This is a genomic window from Paenibacillus sp. FSL R5-0749, assembly GCF_038595085.1.
In the GTDB taxonomy this organism is placed as follows: Bacteria; Bacillota; Bacilli; order Paenibacillales; family Paenibacillaceae; genus Paenibacillus.
In genome coordinates this window covers 5807323-5824234 of the sequence record NZ_CP152005.1, presented here as the reverse complement: position 1 = coordinate 5824234, position 16912 = coordinate 5807323, and the positions used below count along the sequence as shown (strand labels likewise).

Annotated in this window: 13 protein-coding genes and 1 riboswitch; of the genes, 7 read left to right on the top strand and 6 right to left on the bottom strand. The window is 44.7% G+C overall.

Annotation, left to right across the window (positions count from 1 at the left end):
* Positions 1–211: 211 nt before the first annotated feature.
* From MKY85_RS26035 to mmuM, 6 genes are all read left to right on the top strand, one after another.
* Positions 212–1132, top strand: coding sequence for a PAS domain-containing methyl-accepting chemotaxis protein (locus MKY85_RS26035; RefSeq protein WP_339237941.1), 921 nt, complete (start codon positions 212–214; stop codon positions 1130–1132).
* Between the two features lie 215 nt (positions 1133–1347).
* Positions 1348–3060, top strand: coding sequence for a spore germination protein (locus tag MKY85_RS26030; protein WP_342571118.1), 1713 nt, complete (start codon positions 1348–1350; stop codon positions 3058–3060).
* Between the two features lie 40 nt (positions 3061–3100).
* Entirely contained in the window at positions 3101–4201 is a 1101-nt protein-coding gene (locus MKY85_RS26025) for a GerAB/ArcD/ProY family transporter (protein WP_342571117.1), read from the top strand.
* Positions 4198–5400: a Ger(x)C family spore germination protein gene (locus MKY85_RS26020; RefSeq protein WP_342571116.1), complete on the top strand. Its 1203-nt coding sequence runs from the start codon at positions 4198–4200 to the stop codon at positions 5398–5400. The genes MKY85_RS26025 and MKY85_RS26020 overlap by 4 nt, the downstream gene beginning before the upstream one ends.
* Positions 5401–5469: 69 nt before the next feature.
* Positions 5470–5572: riboswitch (SAM riboswitch) on the top strand.
* A gap of 91 nt (positions 5573–5663) precedes the next feature.
* On the top strand, positions 5664–7076 hold the full coding sequence (gene mmuP, locus MKY85_RS26015) for an S-methylmethionine permease (protein WP_342571115.1): 1413 nt from the start codon (positions 5664–5666) through the stop codon (positions 7074–7076).
* Positions 7054–8028, top strand: coding sequence for a homocysteine S-methyltransferase (mmuM, locus tag MKY85_RS26010; protein WP_342571114.1), 975 nt, complete (start codon positions 7054–7056; stop codon positions 8026–8028). Before mmuP ends, mmuM begins: the two co-directional genes overlap by 23 nt.
* 82 nt (positions 8029–8110) lie before the next feature.
* On the opposite strand, the gene MKY85_RS26005 is transcribed toward mmuM, so the two are convergent.
* The 6 genes from MKY85_RS26005 to MKY85_RS25980 all read right to left on the bottom strand — a co-directional run bounded on the left by MKY85_RS26005 (position 8111) and on the right by MKY85_RS25980 (position 15879).
* A complete protein-coding gene (locus MKY85_RS26005; RefSeq protein ID WP_339237929.1) occupies positions 8111–10516 on the bottom strand; it encodes an FtsX-like permease family protein in 2406 nt (801 codons plus the stop codon).
* A 3-nt stretch (positions 10517–10519) separates the two neighbouring features.
* Positions 10520–11278 carry an ABC transporter ATP-binding protein gene (locus tag MKY85_RS26000; protein WP_339237927.1) on the bottom strand — a complete coding sequence of 253 codons (759 nt, stop codon included), beginning with the start codon at positions 11276–11278 and terminating at the stop codon, positions 10520–10522.
* A 146-nt stretch (positions 11279–11424) separates the two neighbouring features.
* A complete protein-coding gene (locus MKY85_RS25995) occupies positions 11425–12867 on the bottom strand; it encodes a HAMP domain-containing sensor histidine kinase (RefSeq protein ID WP_339237925.1) in 1443 nt (480 codons plus the stop codon).
* A 20-nt stretch (positions 12868–12887) separates the two neighbouring features.
* On the bottom strand, positions 12888–13589 hold the full coding sequence (locus MKY85_RS25990) for a response regulator transcription factor (protein ID WP_339237923.1): 702 nt from the start codon (positions 13587–13589) through the stop codon (positions 12888–12890).
* A 207-nt stretch (positions 13590–13796) separates the two neighbouring features.
* The gene (locus MKY85_RS25985; RefSeq protein WP_339237921.1) at positions 13797–14966 is read right to left on the bottom strand and encodes a hypothetical protein; all 1170 of its coding nucleotides are present in this window, start codon (positions 14964–14966) and stop codon (positions 13797–13799) included.
* A gap of 76 nt (positions 14967–15042) precedes the next feature.
* The gene (locus tag MKY85_RS25980; protein ID WP_342571113.1) at positions 15043–15879 is read right to left on the bottom strand and encodes an AraC family transcriptional regulator; all 837 of its coding nucleotides are present in this window, start codon (positions 15877–15879) and stop codon (positions 15043–15045) included.
* A gap of 198 nt (positions 15880–16077) precedes the next feature.
* Here MKY85_RS25980 and MKY85_RS25975 point away from each other — a divergent pair, with 198 nt between their 5' ends.
* On the top strand, positions 16078–16854 hold the full coding sequence (locus MKY85_RS25975; protein ID WP_210110083.1) for a sugar phosphate isomerase/epimerase: 777 nt from the start codon (positions 16078–16080) through the stop codon (positions 16852–16854).
* The last annotated feature ends 58 nt before the right edge of the window (positions 16855–16912 follow it).

Genomic DNA, 16912 nt, shown 5'->3' with positions numbered 1-16912 from the left:
AGACATTTTACGGATGGAATAAGTGGTTGTCAGCGGATATAGTGCAGCAGTTTCTCTTATAAAAAAATAAATGACAACAGGTGATCCAAAATGCTGCAAATTGGGTATCAATAGTAGAGTCATTAGAACCTGATGGATACATATGTTGTTGTGATTGTTGTTTTGCTAGTTAAAGGCTATCTATTATGGAATGAACTGTGGGGGTTATCAAGTGCCTATATTAGCTATGGAAAAGAAAGATGTTGTAACCGATGCACTGGTCATCAAGGCGATGGAGAAAAGTCTGGCTATTATTCGATTCGATCTGGATAGACGGGTAACTTATGTGAATGAAGTTTTTGCCCAGACCATGGGATATACGGTAGATGAAATGTACGGAATGAAACATGAACATTTTTGCTTCGGGGAGTTAGCGAAAAGTTTGGAATATGAGGCTTTCTGGAAGAGCATATATAGTGGAGTAAGCTTTCAAGATAAGGTGAAACGCAAAGATGCAAAGGGGAATCCCGTATGGCTTGAGGCGACGTATATGCCGGTGTACGATGAGACGAATCAGAAGATACTGGGTGTCTCCAAAATCGCTACCAACATCACCAACCGTCAGAAAAACATCTCAGTCGTAGTGAATGAGCTGAAAACGATGTCACATGAGCTGAATGGGCAGGCAGATGTAGGCATTGAACGGAGCCAGGAATTAATGTCCAGTATCTCCTATATCTCAGAGGTGTCGGCCACTAACCGTGCGACCCTGACTCATCTTCAGGAACAAGCGGGATCGATTCAGGGCGTGGTGCGAACCATACGCGAGATTTCATCACAGACACAGTTGCTTGCATTAAATGCCGCCATTGAGGCTGCACATGCCGGGGAATACGGACGAGGATTCGATATTGTGGCAAAGGAAGTCAAGAAACTATCCGCAATGGTGGAGAGTTCGATCAATGAGATCCGTGATAGTGTGACTGGAATAACCAAGGAAATTGGTAATATTACAGGTGGCACCAAAAAAGTAGAGGAATACGTCGAGCGGAGCCAGCAGCAGATTGAAATTGCTTTGAATGACTTCATGGCAATCGCTGCATCGGCTCACTTGTTAGATGCCAAGGCAGAGCATGTAACCAGAATCGTATAAGAATATAATATTATTAATTGTTAGCGGTTCCTCACAGAGGAACCGTTTTTTGTCTTTGGGTAGATTACTACACACACAATGAGATTACGGGTTTGTCTTTGACGCATTTTAGGTTAGATGGTCCGCAAAAAAACGGGAATTATTGTGATCAAACAGGGACACAATACTTGGGAATACCTGCAGCTTCGCATGCAGAGAAATGTTGGGGTGGGAACATGTGGTCAACAATTCTATCCTACGTGCCAGAAGGGCCCATATGGATTCAGGCATTCCTGGTTTTCATTATTCCAATTGGCATTACCATGACTACGCGCTGGATCAATGCCGCCATTAAGCGCGGAAGCTTCTCTCGTTCTAAGAAACCCTCGATATCCTCGAAGGATATCTCTCCAGCAGCCAAAGGACAGGGTCAAGGAACCGAGACAGGCCATTATGCCAATATTAAGTTAACGGAGAAGTATAGTACCAATCTGATTAGCGTGAAAGAAAGCTTCGGACAAAATGCAGATGTTCATATTCGGGAATTTACGATTAGGGGAACGAATACACGGGCTGCAGTCATCTATACCGAAGGTCTGGTAGATCAGGACTTGGTAGATGATCACTTGATTTCCCCGTTAATGTTAGAGGGCGTTCCCCTACTTAAGCAGGAGGGGTTTCTTCATCCAGACAATGCACATCTGTTGTCGGCATACCTGAAGGATCAATTACTTCCTGTCAGCCTGGTTGAGGAGACTTCGTCTCTCCAAGAGCTCTCAATTGGCGTGCTTTTCGGAAAAAATGCACTGTTGGTTGATGGGTTGCCAGGTGCTTTATTAATTGGAGGCCACAAGATCAAAAGTCGAGGTGTGAATGAGCCTCTGTCAGAGGGATTGATTCGTGGGCCCCGGATTGGTTTTACAGAGCAATTAAGCGATAACACAGGCATTTTACGTCGTTACGGAAGTGATCAGAGTCTCTTTATTCAAAAGTTTGAAGTGGGTTCACGGATCAAAAAAGAATTGGCGATAGCCTATATTCAGGATATTGCCGATCCCAATCTCGTTACTGAAGTCTGTAAGCGAATCGAAGAGATGGATATGGATTCGATGCTGGAATCAGGTTATGTGGAGCAACTCATCGAAGACAGTACCCTGAGTCCTTTTCAACAGGTACTAAATACGGAGAGGCCTGACCGGGTAATGGGTGCTTTGCTGGAAGGTAGGGTGGCTATTTTGTTGGATGGAACGCCATTTGTACTCGTTGTACCCGTGACCTTTAGCATGCTGCTTCAATCTCCCGAAGATTATTATGAACGTTGGATTCCAGGAACCTTTTTACGTATGCTGCGTTTTGTAGCTGCGATGCTGGCATTGCTCGCTCCTGCACTCTATATATCGTTTATTTCGTTCCACCCTGGTCTTATCCCGACCAAGCTGGTTCTGACGATTATTGAAACGCGGACAGGGGTACCGTTTCCTTCGATCATTGAAGTACTGATCATGGAAATTTCCATTGAAATTCTGAGAGAGGCAGGGATACGGCTGCCTAAACCGATTGCGCCAGCGATGGGTATCGTGGGAGGTCTGATTATTGGACAAGCAGCAGTACAAGCAGGAATCATAAGCCAATTCCTGGTTATTGTCGTTGCGGTTACGGCGATCTCTTCCTTTACCATTCCTGTCTATAGTGCAGGGCTAACTCTGCGAATTCTGAGATTTGCCGCAATGTTTAGTGCCGCAGTTCTTGGTTTGTATGGCGTGGTTATGTTCTTCCTGCTTGTGTGCACGCATCTGGCACGGCTCTCAAGCTTTGGCGTACCTTACGTAGCTCCGGCCGTCCCTTATCACATCAATGAATGGAAGGATTTCGTTATTCGTGCTCCGTTGAACATGATGAGAATGCGTCCCAAAATGACAAATCCGATCGATGAGGATCGTAAAAAGTAATCAAATTTTCCATCTACAGAAGCTCTGGAGGTGAACTAAAGTGAATGGCTCTCCACAAAAGATAACCACGACACAGGCCGTTATAATTATTGTGAATTACATGCTTGGTGCCGGGATCCTGACGTTACCTCGAACGACCAGTAAGGCCGTCGGAACACCGGATGTCTGGATATCCATTATTCTGTCGGGACTGATTATTGCAGGTGTCGGCATTGTTCTGGTTACCTTGTGTCGCAGATTTCCGGGGAAAACGGTATTCCAGTTCACCCGTGAAATTACGGGGAGCTGGATTGCTTACATATTGGGATTTGCCATGATTATGTATTTTATGGTGATTGCCGCATTCGAAATTAGAGTCATGGCTGAAGTAACAGGGATGTATCTGCTTGAACGTACGCCCACATGGGCGATTGTTATGGTCTTCATGTGGATCGGTATATATATGATCTCAGGCGGACTTGGTGTCATAATACGGGTGTTCGAGATTATTCTACCGATTACAATCATTATATTTGTCATTGAAATTCTGCTGAGTAATCAGCTATTTGAGATTGGAAATCTTAGACCAGTGCTCGGCGAAGGTCTTATGCCTGTTTTCAAAGGACTTAAGCCTTCTCTATTATCATATACGGGGTATGAGGTGATGCTAATTATGACTGCTTATATGAAAAATCCGAAGAAAAGCAATAAGGCGATGAGCTGGGGCATACTTATATCCACCATTATATATTTGATTACGGTTGTCATGGTTGTAGGTAGCCTGTCCCTGGATGGAATCAAAACTCGAACCTGGCCAACGCTGGATTTGGTGAGAAGCTTCGAGATACAGGGATTAATATTCGAACGATTTGAATCCTTATTGCTGGTCATCTGGATTATGCAGATTTTTTCGACTACCGCGATCACACATTACTGTGCTTCGGTGGGTATTCGTGATTTGTTCCGTTCCAAAAAAATGAAGGGGATTATGTATGGTCTGCTTCCATTCATTTATGTGACAGCCATGATGCCCAAAACGGTTGATGATACTTTTGCACTTGGAGATATGCTGGGTAATGCATCTGTGTTTTTATTTGGCATTCTTCCTATGGTGTTACTGTTGATAAGTCTGATTCGCAAAAAAGGAGGCAAACATGCATGATGCCATTTCGTATGCTCTTACGTTTAGCTTCTGCCTTTTGTATTCTGTTGACGCTGTCCGGATGCTGGAGCAGTCGAGAAATAGAGGATCTAAGTCTCTATGTTGGTCTTGGAATCGATGTAGGCAAAGAGACGGAATTCGAGAGAGACATTGCTGCTCAAGGAGGCTCATATCCTAAGAAGAACTATGTAACTGCCACGGTGCAGATCGCTCCGGGCTTCTCCAACAGTCAATCGAGCCAGCAATCCGGTTCTCCTTCTTCCGGCAAAACATCCTATTCCAATGAACAGCTCAGTGGAGATTCCATGTTGCAAATCTTCCGTCAGTTTGCGTTAAGGCGGGATCGGCCACTTATTGGACATCATCTGAAAGTTATCGTTGTCTCCAAGGATATCGCCAAAAAATATGGTTTGGACCAATTACTTGATTTTGTACTACGGGATAATGATATTCGACCGAACTGCCTGGTGCTGATCAGTCATCATTCTGCATTAGATGTGTTGACTTCACAAGATCCGTCTCGAATACCAGCATTCTATCTCACAGGCATTACGAACAACTCTTATATATCCAATAAAATACTTGATCCGGTTCTGCTGTCCAAGTTAGACGCACAAATGCAATCCGGATCGAGCTTCCTGCTCCAGAATGTATTAAACTCCGATGGAGAAGATAAGTTCTCCGGAGGGAGCATCTTTGATGGGAAAACGACCAAGTTCATCGGAGAACTTAGTCAAACAGATCTGGAAGGGTTGTCATGGCTCAATTCCAAAAAAAAGGGAGGCGTCTTGAAGACTCACAATAAAGAAGGATTCACCGTGTTGTTCGAAATGAAGAAGAAAAAGGTTAAAATTACGCCGAAGGTAGTTGGCAATGATATTTCATTCCATGTGAAGACTGAATCCGAAGGCTGGCTGATGGAGGATTGGCGCGCTCCCGAGGAAGAGGAAAAGGGTGAATATCTCAGAGAATTGGAAAAGGATTTTGCTGAACTGGCCGAACAACAGATTCGTCAGGTATTGTACAAACTTCAGCATACCTATAAAGTCGATGTTGCGGACTTTCGGGATAGCTTGCGTATTAAACATCCAAAAACATGGAAGAAGGTCAAGAACGATTGGGACCAAATCTTCAGCACCGTGCCAATTACGTATGATGTCAAGATATCCATCACCAATCCGGGGTCTTCCACAGAATAGCGAAGTATCCACGTATTATTTAAATGTTGACACACTCATGAACAATCGCTATATTTATAAAAAATCATTTTCTTATCCAGAGAGGTGGAGGGACTGGCCCTTAGAAACCTCAGCAGCAGATCTGAAGGATACTGTGCTAATTCCAGCGGGTGAACAGCCTGATAGATAGGAGCGTTTGTTTTTATTTGTCAGTAACGGCGCACTCTTTAGGAAGAGTGGGTCTTTTTTGTTTTTTCTGGATGAAGAAGTAGGGAGCAGCAGGTATGGAGAACAACAACGACAAAGGGCATTTTCAGCGGAAAATGCAGGCACGGCATGTGGTCATGCTCTCTCTGGGTGGCGTCATTGGAACGGGATTATTCCTGAGCTCGGGTTATACGATTCAGCAGGCGGGACCACTGGGAACTATTCTTTCCTACTTGATTGGAGCGATCGTAGTATATCTGGTGATGCTCTGTCTTGGTGAACTGACTGTTCATATGCCAGAGACGGGAGCATTTCATAGTTATGCGGCAAGATATATTGGACCAGCAACAGGCTATACGGTAGCTTGGTTGTACTGGTTAACCTGGACTGTTGCGCTTGGCTCTGAATTCACAGCCGCCGGTCTGCTGATGCAGCGTTGGTTCCCATCGGTAAATGTATGGATATGGAGCGCACTTTTTGCACTGATGATCTTTTTGTTCAATGCTTTAACGGTAAAACTTTTTGCGGAATCCGAGTTCTGGTTCTCATCTGTCAAAGTAGTTACCATCGTAATCTTCATTATTATCGGTGGTGCAGCCATGTTTGGGTTCATTCCCATGGCGGATGCTGAACCGGCTCCATTTCTATCAAATATTACCGCATCCGGGTGGTTCCCTCATGGGGCTACAGCGATATTGATGACTATGCTTGCTGTTAACTTTGCATTCTCAGGCACTGAGTTAATCGGTATTGCCGCCGGGGAGACGGAGAATCCAGAAAAGACGATTCCCAAAGCTATTTATACCACACTGTGGCGTTTGGTTATTTTCTTCATCGGAACGATTGTTATCTTGTCGGCCTTGCTGCCCATGTCGGACGCCAGTGTATTGGAAAGTCCTTTTGTAGCGGTAATGGAGCGGGTGGGTGTACCCTACGCTGCAGATATTATGAACTTTGTTATTCTGACGGCGATTCTCTCTGCTGCCAATTCGGGCCTCTATGCATCTTCACGGATGCTCTGGTCTCTGGCTGACAAAAGAACGATCTCTCCGTGGTTTGCCAAATTGACCAAGCGCGGGGTACCGCTGAATGCACTTCTGATCAGTATGGTGGGTGGTGCACTGGCTCTGCTGTCCAGCATTATTGCGCCAGGTACGGTGTATATTACGCTGGTCTCCATATCAGGTCTGGCTGTCGTTGCCGTATGGATGAGCATCAGCGCTTCCCAGTACATGTTCCGCAGACAGTATATCCGGGAAGGACATGCGGTCAAAGATCTGGTCTACCGTACACCACTGTATCCGGTGGTACCGATTGTTTCATTTATATTATGCCTGGCTTCATGTATAGGTATTGCTTTCGACCCGACACAGCGAATTGCGCTGTATTGTGGGATTCCATTTATCGCAGTATGTTACGCAGCTTATTATTTGACAGAACGTGTGAATAAGAAAAGAGGACAAGTACATGACACAAACACAACCGACTAACCCCATAGAACAGATCCTTCGTGAACATCCGGTCATGATTCTGGATGGAGCGCTGGCAACAGAACTTGAACAGCATGGATGTGATCTGGATGATCCATTATGGTCTGCTCGTGTGTTGCTTGAGAATCCGGATGTTATTGTTCAGGTCCATACGGATTATTTTCGAGCAGGAGCCGACTGTGCGATTACATCCAGTTATCAGGCGACAGTGGATGGCTTCCGCAAGAGAGGCATCGGCGAGCAAGCAGCGTTGGACCTGATTCGCAAGACGGTGGAACTGGCTGCACAGGCGAGAGATGACGTATGGGCAGAAGTGCAAACCTCTGATATCTCGGTGACAGGATTCTTGGCTCGGCCACGACCGTTGGTTGCTGCATCCGTTGGACCCTACGGCGCTTATCTAGCTGATGGATCGGAGTACATCGGTCACTACGGTGTATCAGATGAAACGCTGGCTGCATTCCATCGTCCGCGGATGGCCGCGTTGCTTGAAGCGGGTGCTGATATTCTGGCTTTTGAGACCATACCATCCTTGCAGGAAGCACAGGTGCTGGTTGATTTGCTGAAGGAGTTTCCTCATGCCTATGCCTGGCTATCCTTTTCATTAAAAGATGGGACAAGCATCAGCGAAGGTACGCCGCTTAAGACATGTGCACAGACGTTTGGCTCCGAGCCGCAGATCACTGCGATTGGCCTGAACTGTGCTCCTATGGAAGTGGTGACGGAAGCCGTGAGTATTTTGAGCCGTGCCAGCGATAAACCTGTTATTGTGTATCCGAACTCGGGGGAAGTATACGATGCAGCAACGAAGACGTGGAGTGGGCAGGGTTCCTGTGGCAGTATGAGTGATGCTTCGGAACAGTGGGTTGCTGCGGGTGCACGGATTATTGGCGGCTGCTGCCGTACAACACCGCATCAGATTGACGAGCTTGCGAAGAAGTGGCGAAAATAAATCATATCATTATGAGAAGCCCTTTCACATCCTATAGAGGTGTGGAAGGGCTTTTTTATAATGTTAGAGAATCCTTATTAGATTATTCGATAACCAGCATACGTGGCGATGTTTCCCGAATGATCTGGGAAGAGAACCATGAGCCAAGACCTGCTGCAACGATGCTTAGGCAGGCGAACAGTATCATTCCACCCCAATGCAGGATCAGTGGAAGTTGCACGATACCATAACCGGAAAGGACCATTTCGAGCAGAAGAGGCAGTACATATACGCCAAGAAACATGCCTAGTATGGCTCCCATAGCGGATAGCAGGACCATCCCCATGGTGACTGATAACCGAATTTGACGGGATGTCATTCCTAGCGATTTGTATATCCCGTACGTTCTGCTCTCTTTGCGGATATTGATCCGGCAGGTACTGAAAATAATGATGAACGTCACAAGGATAAACATCAATCCAATCAGGCTCATCGGATAGATCAGGATGTTTGCAGCTTCCGCGTAAACCGAATCAAGCAATGTCTTCTGGGTGATTACCGAAGCGAAGTCCTTAAATTGCTCATTCAACTCCCCGACAACCTTATCCGCTTGTGCCATATTATTAACATTAATGAAGATAGCATCAAATTCACCATAACCCGGGTTCACACTTCTCATGGCATCAATGGTGATTCGACCTGAAACAGACATGTTGGCGATGGCCTGATAGATGCCTGTAATGAGGAATGTCCGCTTTTCTCCTTCAATATAGATGTCGATGAGATCACCTATATCTTTGTTCGATGTTTTGGCGATACTTACTCCAATGGCAATTTCGTTCACGTGCTGTGGGTTATTCCCTCTCAACGTTTCGAATCCAAGCTCCTGATAACTCCCGTCTAGTACACTCAAGTTAAGACTAATGGATTGACCCTTTACTGTTGCCGAAGACTCCGGGCTAATTACACCAGTGATGTTCCCTTGCCAGCCTACATTGCTTATCCTTGAATCCTCTTCTAACGCTTGCTTCAGCTCAGCCTTCGGGAATGTACTTCTGTTTACCACTACTGCTGCGATGTTGGCATTGTCATACCCCCATTTAGCTGCTGTCTGTTCAATTCCGATTATACTGGTCAGCAGCACATATCCTAAGACCAGTACAGAGGAAGCCATGGTGGTCAGTAAAAGTGTAAGAACAGAACTTTTGGTGTTTTTGAAAACATGTCGAAGTCCGAGGACCGCGGTCACAGGCATTCGTGTGAACCCGACCCAGTGTTGTGCCCATGGCGAATTCATTCTACTGGCCATCCGGCTGTGATCTGTTTCCGACATACCATAACGAATCGCCTGAACGGGTTGGATGCTGCGTGCTTTTTTGGCGTATAACACAGTAAACAAAATCACTAAAGCAAATAGAAGCACACCAGCCAGTATGGCCGCGTCCAACCCTTGGACTGGAATGTTCTGATTGTTCACTCGAAGAGAGGACGCGGATATATTAATGATCCACTTGGAGATCCATACGCTGAGTGCAAGTCCTGGGATAATGGCTGCGATAGATAGCATCGCATATTGAATAACATAGGTGCCTATCGTTCTCCGGGCAGTTAGCCCGAGTGATTTGAGAATACCTATCGTTCTGTAATTGGCCAGTATGGCATCCGAAATTGTGAACCCGATAGTCATCAAAGCGATGGAGAGCATGACAACGCCCATGAAGATCATAATGAAGCCAATAACCTGGTTAATAATCAGATAGAAAGAGGAGATCGCTTCGAACTCCATTTTGGATTCCAGAAACGGAGTTCCTGTCTCACGATTGTATCGTTCCCAATACTCCGAATTCATGCTGTAATCGTTAAAATGGATGCCGATCATGTGATGTTCGTTGCCTGCGAGTGTCGCGAAATCATGTTGATAGTCGGTAGGATTCATCCAGACCCGTGCTGTATTGGAGAAAGGGGCTCCGTATGGTACATCGATTACAATTCCGGACACCTTCAGATTCAGTGTACTTGAGCCGGTTTTGAAACCAATGGTATCGCCTACCGAGATTTGGTAGGCATTCGCCATGGACGTTGGTATCCAGACGGAGCCTTGCTCGGGAAGTGTAGTAGGCATCCCACTTGAGAACATAAGCTCATCCACATCCCATGGCGGTAAAGGCGTATTAAACATATATAGATACAGGTTGGGAATGTCCGTTTCATTAAAAACGATGCCTGATAATGTGCGATACGTTAGCAATGGGGATACCTCAACCCCATCTTGGGAAGCCCACCAGGCGTGCACAATTTCTGGGTCATTCAGTCCTTTCTCAAACGTCAGGATCTGATGAGATCCATGGGTACGGGTATGCATTTCCTGAAACTGATTGCCCGTATTCGCCAGTATGACAATAGCTGTAGATACAAGAAGTGTCGAGAGTAGCAGGAGCAGCGCAATTAACGTATTTTGTATTTTATTTTTACTCAGATACGACAAACTAAGTTTAAACATGACTGCCATAGGTTACTCCTTCCCCGTAACCAAAGCGAAGATGATCGCTTCACGATCCTGAATTTGATGTTCGTCATAGGTGTCAAACTCAAGGATTCCGCCTATCTTGCCGTCCTGAATATAGATCAGACGATCTGCCCGGCAGGCTGCCTTAATATCATGCGTAACCATAACTACGGACTGTCCTTTTCGATGAATATCCGTAAGGATATCCAGAACGGCGGTGCCGTGTTCCAGGTTCAAACTTCCGGTCGGTTCATCCGCAAAGATGATATCCGGCGAATTGATCAAAGCTCGTGCAATGGCTGCTCGTTGCTGCTGTCCTCCAGACGTCTGGGAGGGGAGGCGGTTACGCTGTCCATCAATATCCATGACATTCATCAGCTCAGTAGCCCTGGATTGGATGTCTTTCTTTTTGTTTCCAGCGATATATCCCGGTAAAGCAATGTTCTCTTTGATGGAAAGGTCCGGGATCAAGTTTATACTTTGATAAATATAACCGATTCGGCGCGTGCGGAAGTCTGACATTTCTCGTTCACCATAAGCGTCGATCCGCTGGTCACGAAAATAAACCTCACCAGCTGTAATCTGATCCAGTCCGCTAAGCAGATATAAGAGGGTTGATTTGCCAGAGCCAGAGTTACCCATGATGACCGTGAATTCCCCTTCATAGATATCGAGATCGACATTACGGATGGCATGATGTTGCTCACTTCCGCTGTTGTACGTCTTGCACAGATTCTGTGCACGGATAATCGCTTTCTTAGGCAAGTCGAATCACTCCCGAGTGCAGTATAGGATTCATTCTAGCGGAGGGATATTGAGGAAGCCTTATCAAATTATGAATAAAGTATTACTGACTTCCAAGTTGAAGCTGAAATTAAAGGCATTTGGTAAAATAGCCACGCCAGTGTGGCTCAGCAGATCGGCAGATAGAATCGGAAGGTCGTACCTTCTCCTTCTTTGCTAGTGAAGGAAATATGGCCTCCGTGTGCATCAATAATGCTTTGGCAGATGGAAAGTCCCAGTCCCGTACCTTCCTGCACACGTTGGTCTGCATGACTCGCTTGTCCTCTGAAATAACGCTGGAAAACAAACGGCATATCCTGCACACGTATGCCCTGACCCGAATCGGCGATGGTCACTTTCAAGTACCCGGATTCCAGTTCCGTGGCTATACGTATCGTGTCTCCGGGAGCTGTATGCTTGAGAGCATTGGCGACAAGATTGGAGATCACCTGTTCAATTCGGATAGGGTCGATTGCGACCAACACATTGGGGATATGGTTGGAATGAGGTCCGTCGTAGATCAGACCTTTCGTAACAACAACATGTTTAATAGGCTTCAACATAGCTTCAAGGACAGGACCAATGTACATTTCACGAGGTTCCACAGAGATCTGCCCTAGTTCCTGAAGTGCATGAACCAGTAGGTCTTCCACAAGTCGGGCCGTTTTATCCGTATGTGTCCGCATCACTCTCATATATTCCATCAGCGTTTCCTGATCGTTACACAGCCCTTCCTCAATAGCTTCTATGTATGCTTTTATCGTGGTAATCGGTGTTTTAATATCATGAGATATATTAGTGATGAGTTCCTTTTGTGCTTGTTCCTGCTGGATGCGCAACTCGTTCATATGTTTGATTTCTGTGCGCATCAAATCCAACATGGCGTAAAGGCCGCCCATTTCGTCTGTCCTGTTGTACTGGATCTGATCATCATAATTCCCTTTGATGATGGATTCCGCATGGAGCTTCAAATGATGAATGGGAGAGAGGAGCAGCTTGTCCAGAATTCTTTTCATCCAAAATAAAAATAAGCCCAGGATCATTGACAGGAGTAGTAGTACGCTAATCCATATAACCGTAAAAGTCATCGGTTTCTGAACAGTAACCATAGCTTGGGGGATGGAAAAGATAGCATTGCCGATCTGACTTCCCACGGGACCGTCCATCACGGGAAACGCAATATCAAGTGATTCACTATCGTCCACAGTCTGCGCGGCATGAGGCAGATCATAATGAAGGGAAGAACGCAGATTAACCTGGGTTCCTTCAGAGGTGGGATCGGAGGACAGAGCTACGGTTCCATCCAGGTTCACATAGGTAAGTAGAATCCCGCTTTCTCTGGCAATGGAACGTATGTCTTCTCGGGTAGTTTGTTTGTCCAGGTGTTGATGATTTTGCTCCAGAGCGAACAGAGTTGGATTAATCTTGAGCCGAACCTGATTTATGGACGGATTGGATTGTTCCGAATTTCGGTTTTGGAATAGTATTAACGCCAGTGCGAGGATACTTATAATAATCAGAAGGCTAAGTGTTGTTAACAGCCAGCGTCTGAACCAGGTGTTTAATGACATGTGGATGTCTCCAATCTCGATTATTCATAAATGAATTTGTAACCGACACCCCACACTGTCTTTAGAACAATTGGATGTGAGGGGTCTTCCTCGATTTTTTCCCGCAGTCTGCGAATGTACACGGTTACGGTGTTTTCATCACCATAGGTTGCATATCCCCAGATGGCGTCAAGCAACTGGGCTTTGGAGAATACCTGATTTTTATGGCTTGCCAGATAATGAAGTAACTCGAATTCCTTGGCAGACAGAGACACTTCCAATCCGTTCAATGTAACTTTGTAGGCTTTTTTATCGATCACAAGATTTCCAAGGCGCAGTAGATCAGTTCTGTCCATGTCTGAGGTCATGCTGTCGTAACGTCTAAAGTGGGCATTAATCCGTGCTAAAAGTTCACTCAGCGAGAAGGGCTTAGTCATATAGTCATCTGCGCCAAATCCAAGACCAAGTACCTTATCCGTATCACTGCCTCGGGCACTTAGAATGAGGATGGGGATATTATTGCGCCGTCGAATCTCGCGGCACACCTCGATCCCGTCCATGTCCGGAAGCATAATGTCCAGAATGATGTAATCTGGTTGAATAAGCTCCATAATCTGAAGCCCATCTTGTCCAGTGGCTGCAACAACAGCTTCATATTGATTTTTGGTCAAATAATCTCGCAAAATACGTGAGATATCCGGTTCATCCTCGATGATGAGGACTTTGCGCGGGTGGGTTAGCATATGTATCGCTCCAGTACTAGGGTAATCTATTATAATTGTGTGATTGTTTGAAACTGTAAGAAGCCTTTGGTTTTAACTATACAGGTTAGATTGGGATGCGTCATGAGGGAAATATGAAAAATAAAATGTGATTCTTTGAATTCATAAAAACCCGCCTCTTCAAAAGAGCGGGTTTCTGTCTAATCATAAGTTAAGGGAAAGACAACATTATTTCAAATTATACTTGGAAATATTCTTTTCAATGTTATCTAATAAGTAAATTTGAGTTCTGTTATTTAAAATGAAGGAGTATCTGTCTCCCATGTGGTCTCTATCATTCATATTAAAAGGAATTCGGGATATAATCTTTAAATTACTAGAATCAATTAGTTGGTGTTCATAATTATTTCCTTTCTTAACAGTGTACATAAAACTCTTCTGATCGCTGGCAATTTTAAAGACTTCTATAAAATCTCTTATGTAATCATACTTATAATCAAATGGTTTACTTGCTAATAGAGCACCTTTGGAATTATAAAGAGTGAGTTTGTTTTTCTTTCTGTCAAATAACAAGAAGTTGCTTTGAATAATTACAAGGTCAGTTTTGGAATGTTCATACGAAAATTTTTTATTCCATTTCAATGTTCCCTTAGGGCTATAAGCTTTGACGTGCAGCGTGTTTTTGACGATATTCTGATAGAGAAGTGTACCATCTCCCATAACAGAAACAGGGACAAAATTTTTTCCATTCGGGAAAGTTCTTATTTTTTTGCCAGTATCCAAGTTTATTACGTAGGTATTGGGATCATCACTATAAGTTTTAGCGAAGAGATAATCTCCATCAATCTGAATTTCCGAGTATGGCAGGGTGTACTTTTTAGTTTTTCGACCTTCTGAATTATAATGATAGATTGTACTACTTTTCCCATCGCGTGATGCAATAGTTGCATATAACGTGCCATTCTTGCTTGGATATTTCTCGCCATAATAGTTATAATCTTTAAATTCAGGCGGCAGTTCTCTAGTCCAAATCGTGTAACCTGTTGCCAGATTCATTACGGTGATCTGATTATTCTCAAACATAAATAGATAACCATCATTGGATACATTGTAAGTTCCATTCAGTGGTATGGACCACTTTATTTCACCTGTTTTTCCATCCATATTTTCTAGAAAACCTTGATTTCCTTTTTCCTTTAAGCCAATGATATGCTGATTTCCTTCTGCATCTGTTGTAATTGTTGGCGATGTGTACTGACCCGTGCTCCATCCGCGATCGGGAATCGTGCTTGTCCATTGTGGTGCAGGCAGACTTTTAAAATTGGCGAAACTACTCAGTGCCAACATTGAACTAATCATACTTGCGATCAGCAAGCAATTTAAAATTTTCATTCTCAAAGAATAAACAACTCCTTTTAATTAGGTATATTCTACTATAATATATCATATAAAACGTTCATATATGATTCCAAGGTCACGTTCGCTGTTGTAATGCCTCATCCTGAACAATGATATGCTCTTTGTCCCGATACTCGGCCGGAGACACACCGAAGTGTGCCCGGAATACCCGGTGGAAATAGGAGTAGCTCGCAAATCCGCAGGATTCGGCAATATGCTCCAGGGTCATTTCACTGTATTTCATGCGTTCCAGCGCCGCATTCAGACGGATCTCAATCGCGTATTGAATCATGGTCTGATTGTAATGTTCCTTGAATAAACGGACTGCACGGGACAGGCTGAGTCCGGCATAACGTGCCGCTTCCTCAAGCTTGAACGTAACCGTGGCATGCTCCTCAATATAACGTTTTAACTTCAGCGCAGAGGAAACTGCCCGATCGGTCTGAATATTCTCTTTGATTGCCCGGTCAATATATAGACATAATCCGCGCAGTAACGCATCCTTTAGCTCCGCATTTTCCTCAAGAGGTCCGCGACGTTTCTCAAGCAACATATTTCTCCACAGGCTGATGAGCTTATCATCAAGTCCAATCCGGCTCACAGTAGAACGTTGCTGCCTTTTCCACCAGTTCTCGATCCAACTGCCCTCGCAGAACAGATAATAATCTCCGCTGGACAAGCGTCCTTCCTTATGTGGTTCATCCACCACGAGATGATAGTCGTCGCCAGGTTTGAGCAGCAGCAGATCCCCGCTGGTCATCCTGAATTCTTCATCCTGTACATAAACTTTACACGAACCTTCGGTCTGCAGACGGAACAGATAGGTTTGCAGCTCGCCCTTCATATTATGAGTGAACGCTTTATAGTGGTATGAGTAGTCACAGATCAGCACAGATGTCGCTAACGTATCCAAAGATAAAATCCCCCAATATGTACATCCTGCATGCATTCAAATGGGTACATTAAAATAGATGCAAAATGATGGAAATAAAATTTGACCAGATAGTTCATGTTCTGACTATATTGTATATGTTCATTCTAGCCTGTTTTGCGTTAGGATGATACCAGATAGAGCAATGAAAGCAAATTTGAGAACAGAGGTGTATCCTACATGAAAAAACTTAATATTGGTTTGCAATTGTTTACACTCCGTGATGAAACTGCAGCAGATTTTCGTGGTACGTTGCGTAAGGTAGCGGCCCTTGGATATGAAGGTGTGGAGTTTGCCGGATATGGTGATATTCCAGCTGAGGAAATGAAAGCGCTACTAGATGAACTTGGGCTGAAAGGCTTCAGCAGTCACGTTTCACTACATGCGATGCGCGAAGACTTGCAAAAACAAATCGATTACCTGAAAACAATTGGTGCACAATATATCATTTGTCCTTACCTGATGCCAGAGGATCGTCCTGAGAATGCAGAAGGCTGGACCAAGCTGTTCGCCGAATTGCAACAATATGGAGCTGAAGCAGCGAAGCAAGGATTGATCTTCGGATACCATAACCATGATTTTGAATTCCATGGTCAGGTTGGCGATGCCAATGCCTTTGACGCCATGTTCGCTCAAACATCACCGGAAGCGGTAAAAGTGGAAATGGACGTATGTTGGGTACAATTTGCGGGACAAAATCCGATCGAGTATATTAATAAATATGCGGGTCGCTTGCCGCTGCTGCATCTGAAGGACTTCAGCAAAGATGAACAGGGCCAGATGAAAACGCTGGAACTGGGACAAGGTTCGGTTGACCTGCCAGCTGTTATTGAAGGCGCTACGAATGCAGGCGTGGAATGGCTGATCGTGGAACAAGACGTATGTCAGAATCCGCCGCTTGAGAGCGTATCCAATAGCTACAACTGGCTGAAACAGAACTATCTGAACCAATTTTAATCTAAGATTTATGCTTAATCCAAGAGCGAATTGAATCGAATTATGAAAAATGCTGAAT

Coding starts and splice junctions, on each gene's coding strand:
- MKY85_RS26030 (WP_342571118.1), top strand. CDS start 1,348: ATGTGGTCAACAATTCTATCCTACGTGCCAGAAGGGCCCATATGGATT.
- MKY85_RS26020 (WP_342571116.1), top strand. CDS start 4,198: ATGATGCCATTTCGTATGCTCTTACGTTTAGCTTCTGCCTTTTGTATT.
- mmuP (WP_342571115.1), top strand. CDS start 5,664: ATGGAGAACAACAACGACAAAGGGCATTTTCAGCGGAAAATGCAGGCA.
- mmuM (WP_342571114.1), top strand. CDS start 7,054: ATGACACAAACACAACCGACTAACCCCATAGAACAGATCCTTCGTGAA.
- MKY85_RS26005 (WP_339237929.1), bottom strand. CDS start 10,516: ATGGCAGTCATGTTTAAACTTAGTTTGTCGTATCTGAGTAAAAATAAA.
- MKY85_RS25995 (WP_339237925.1), bottom strand. CDS start 12,867: ATGTCATTAAACACCTGGTTCAGACGCTGGCTGTTAACAACACTTAGC.
- MKY85_RS25990 (WP_339237923.1), bottom strand. CDS start 13,589: ATGCTAACCCACCCGCGCAAAGTCCTCATCATCGAGGATGAACCGGAT.
- MKY85_RS25975 (WP_210110083.1), top strand. CDS start 16,078: ATGAAAAAACTTAATATTGGTTTGCAATTGTTTACACTCCGTGATGAA.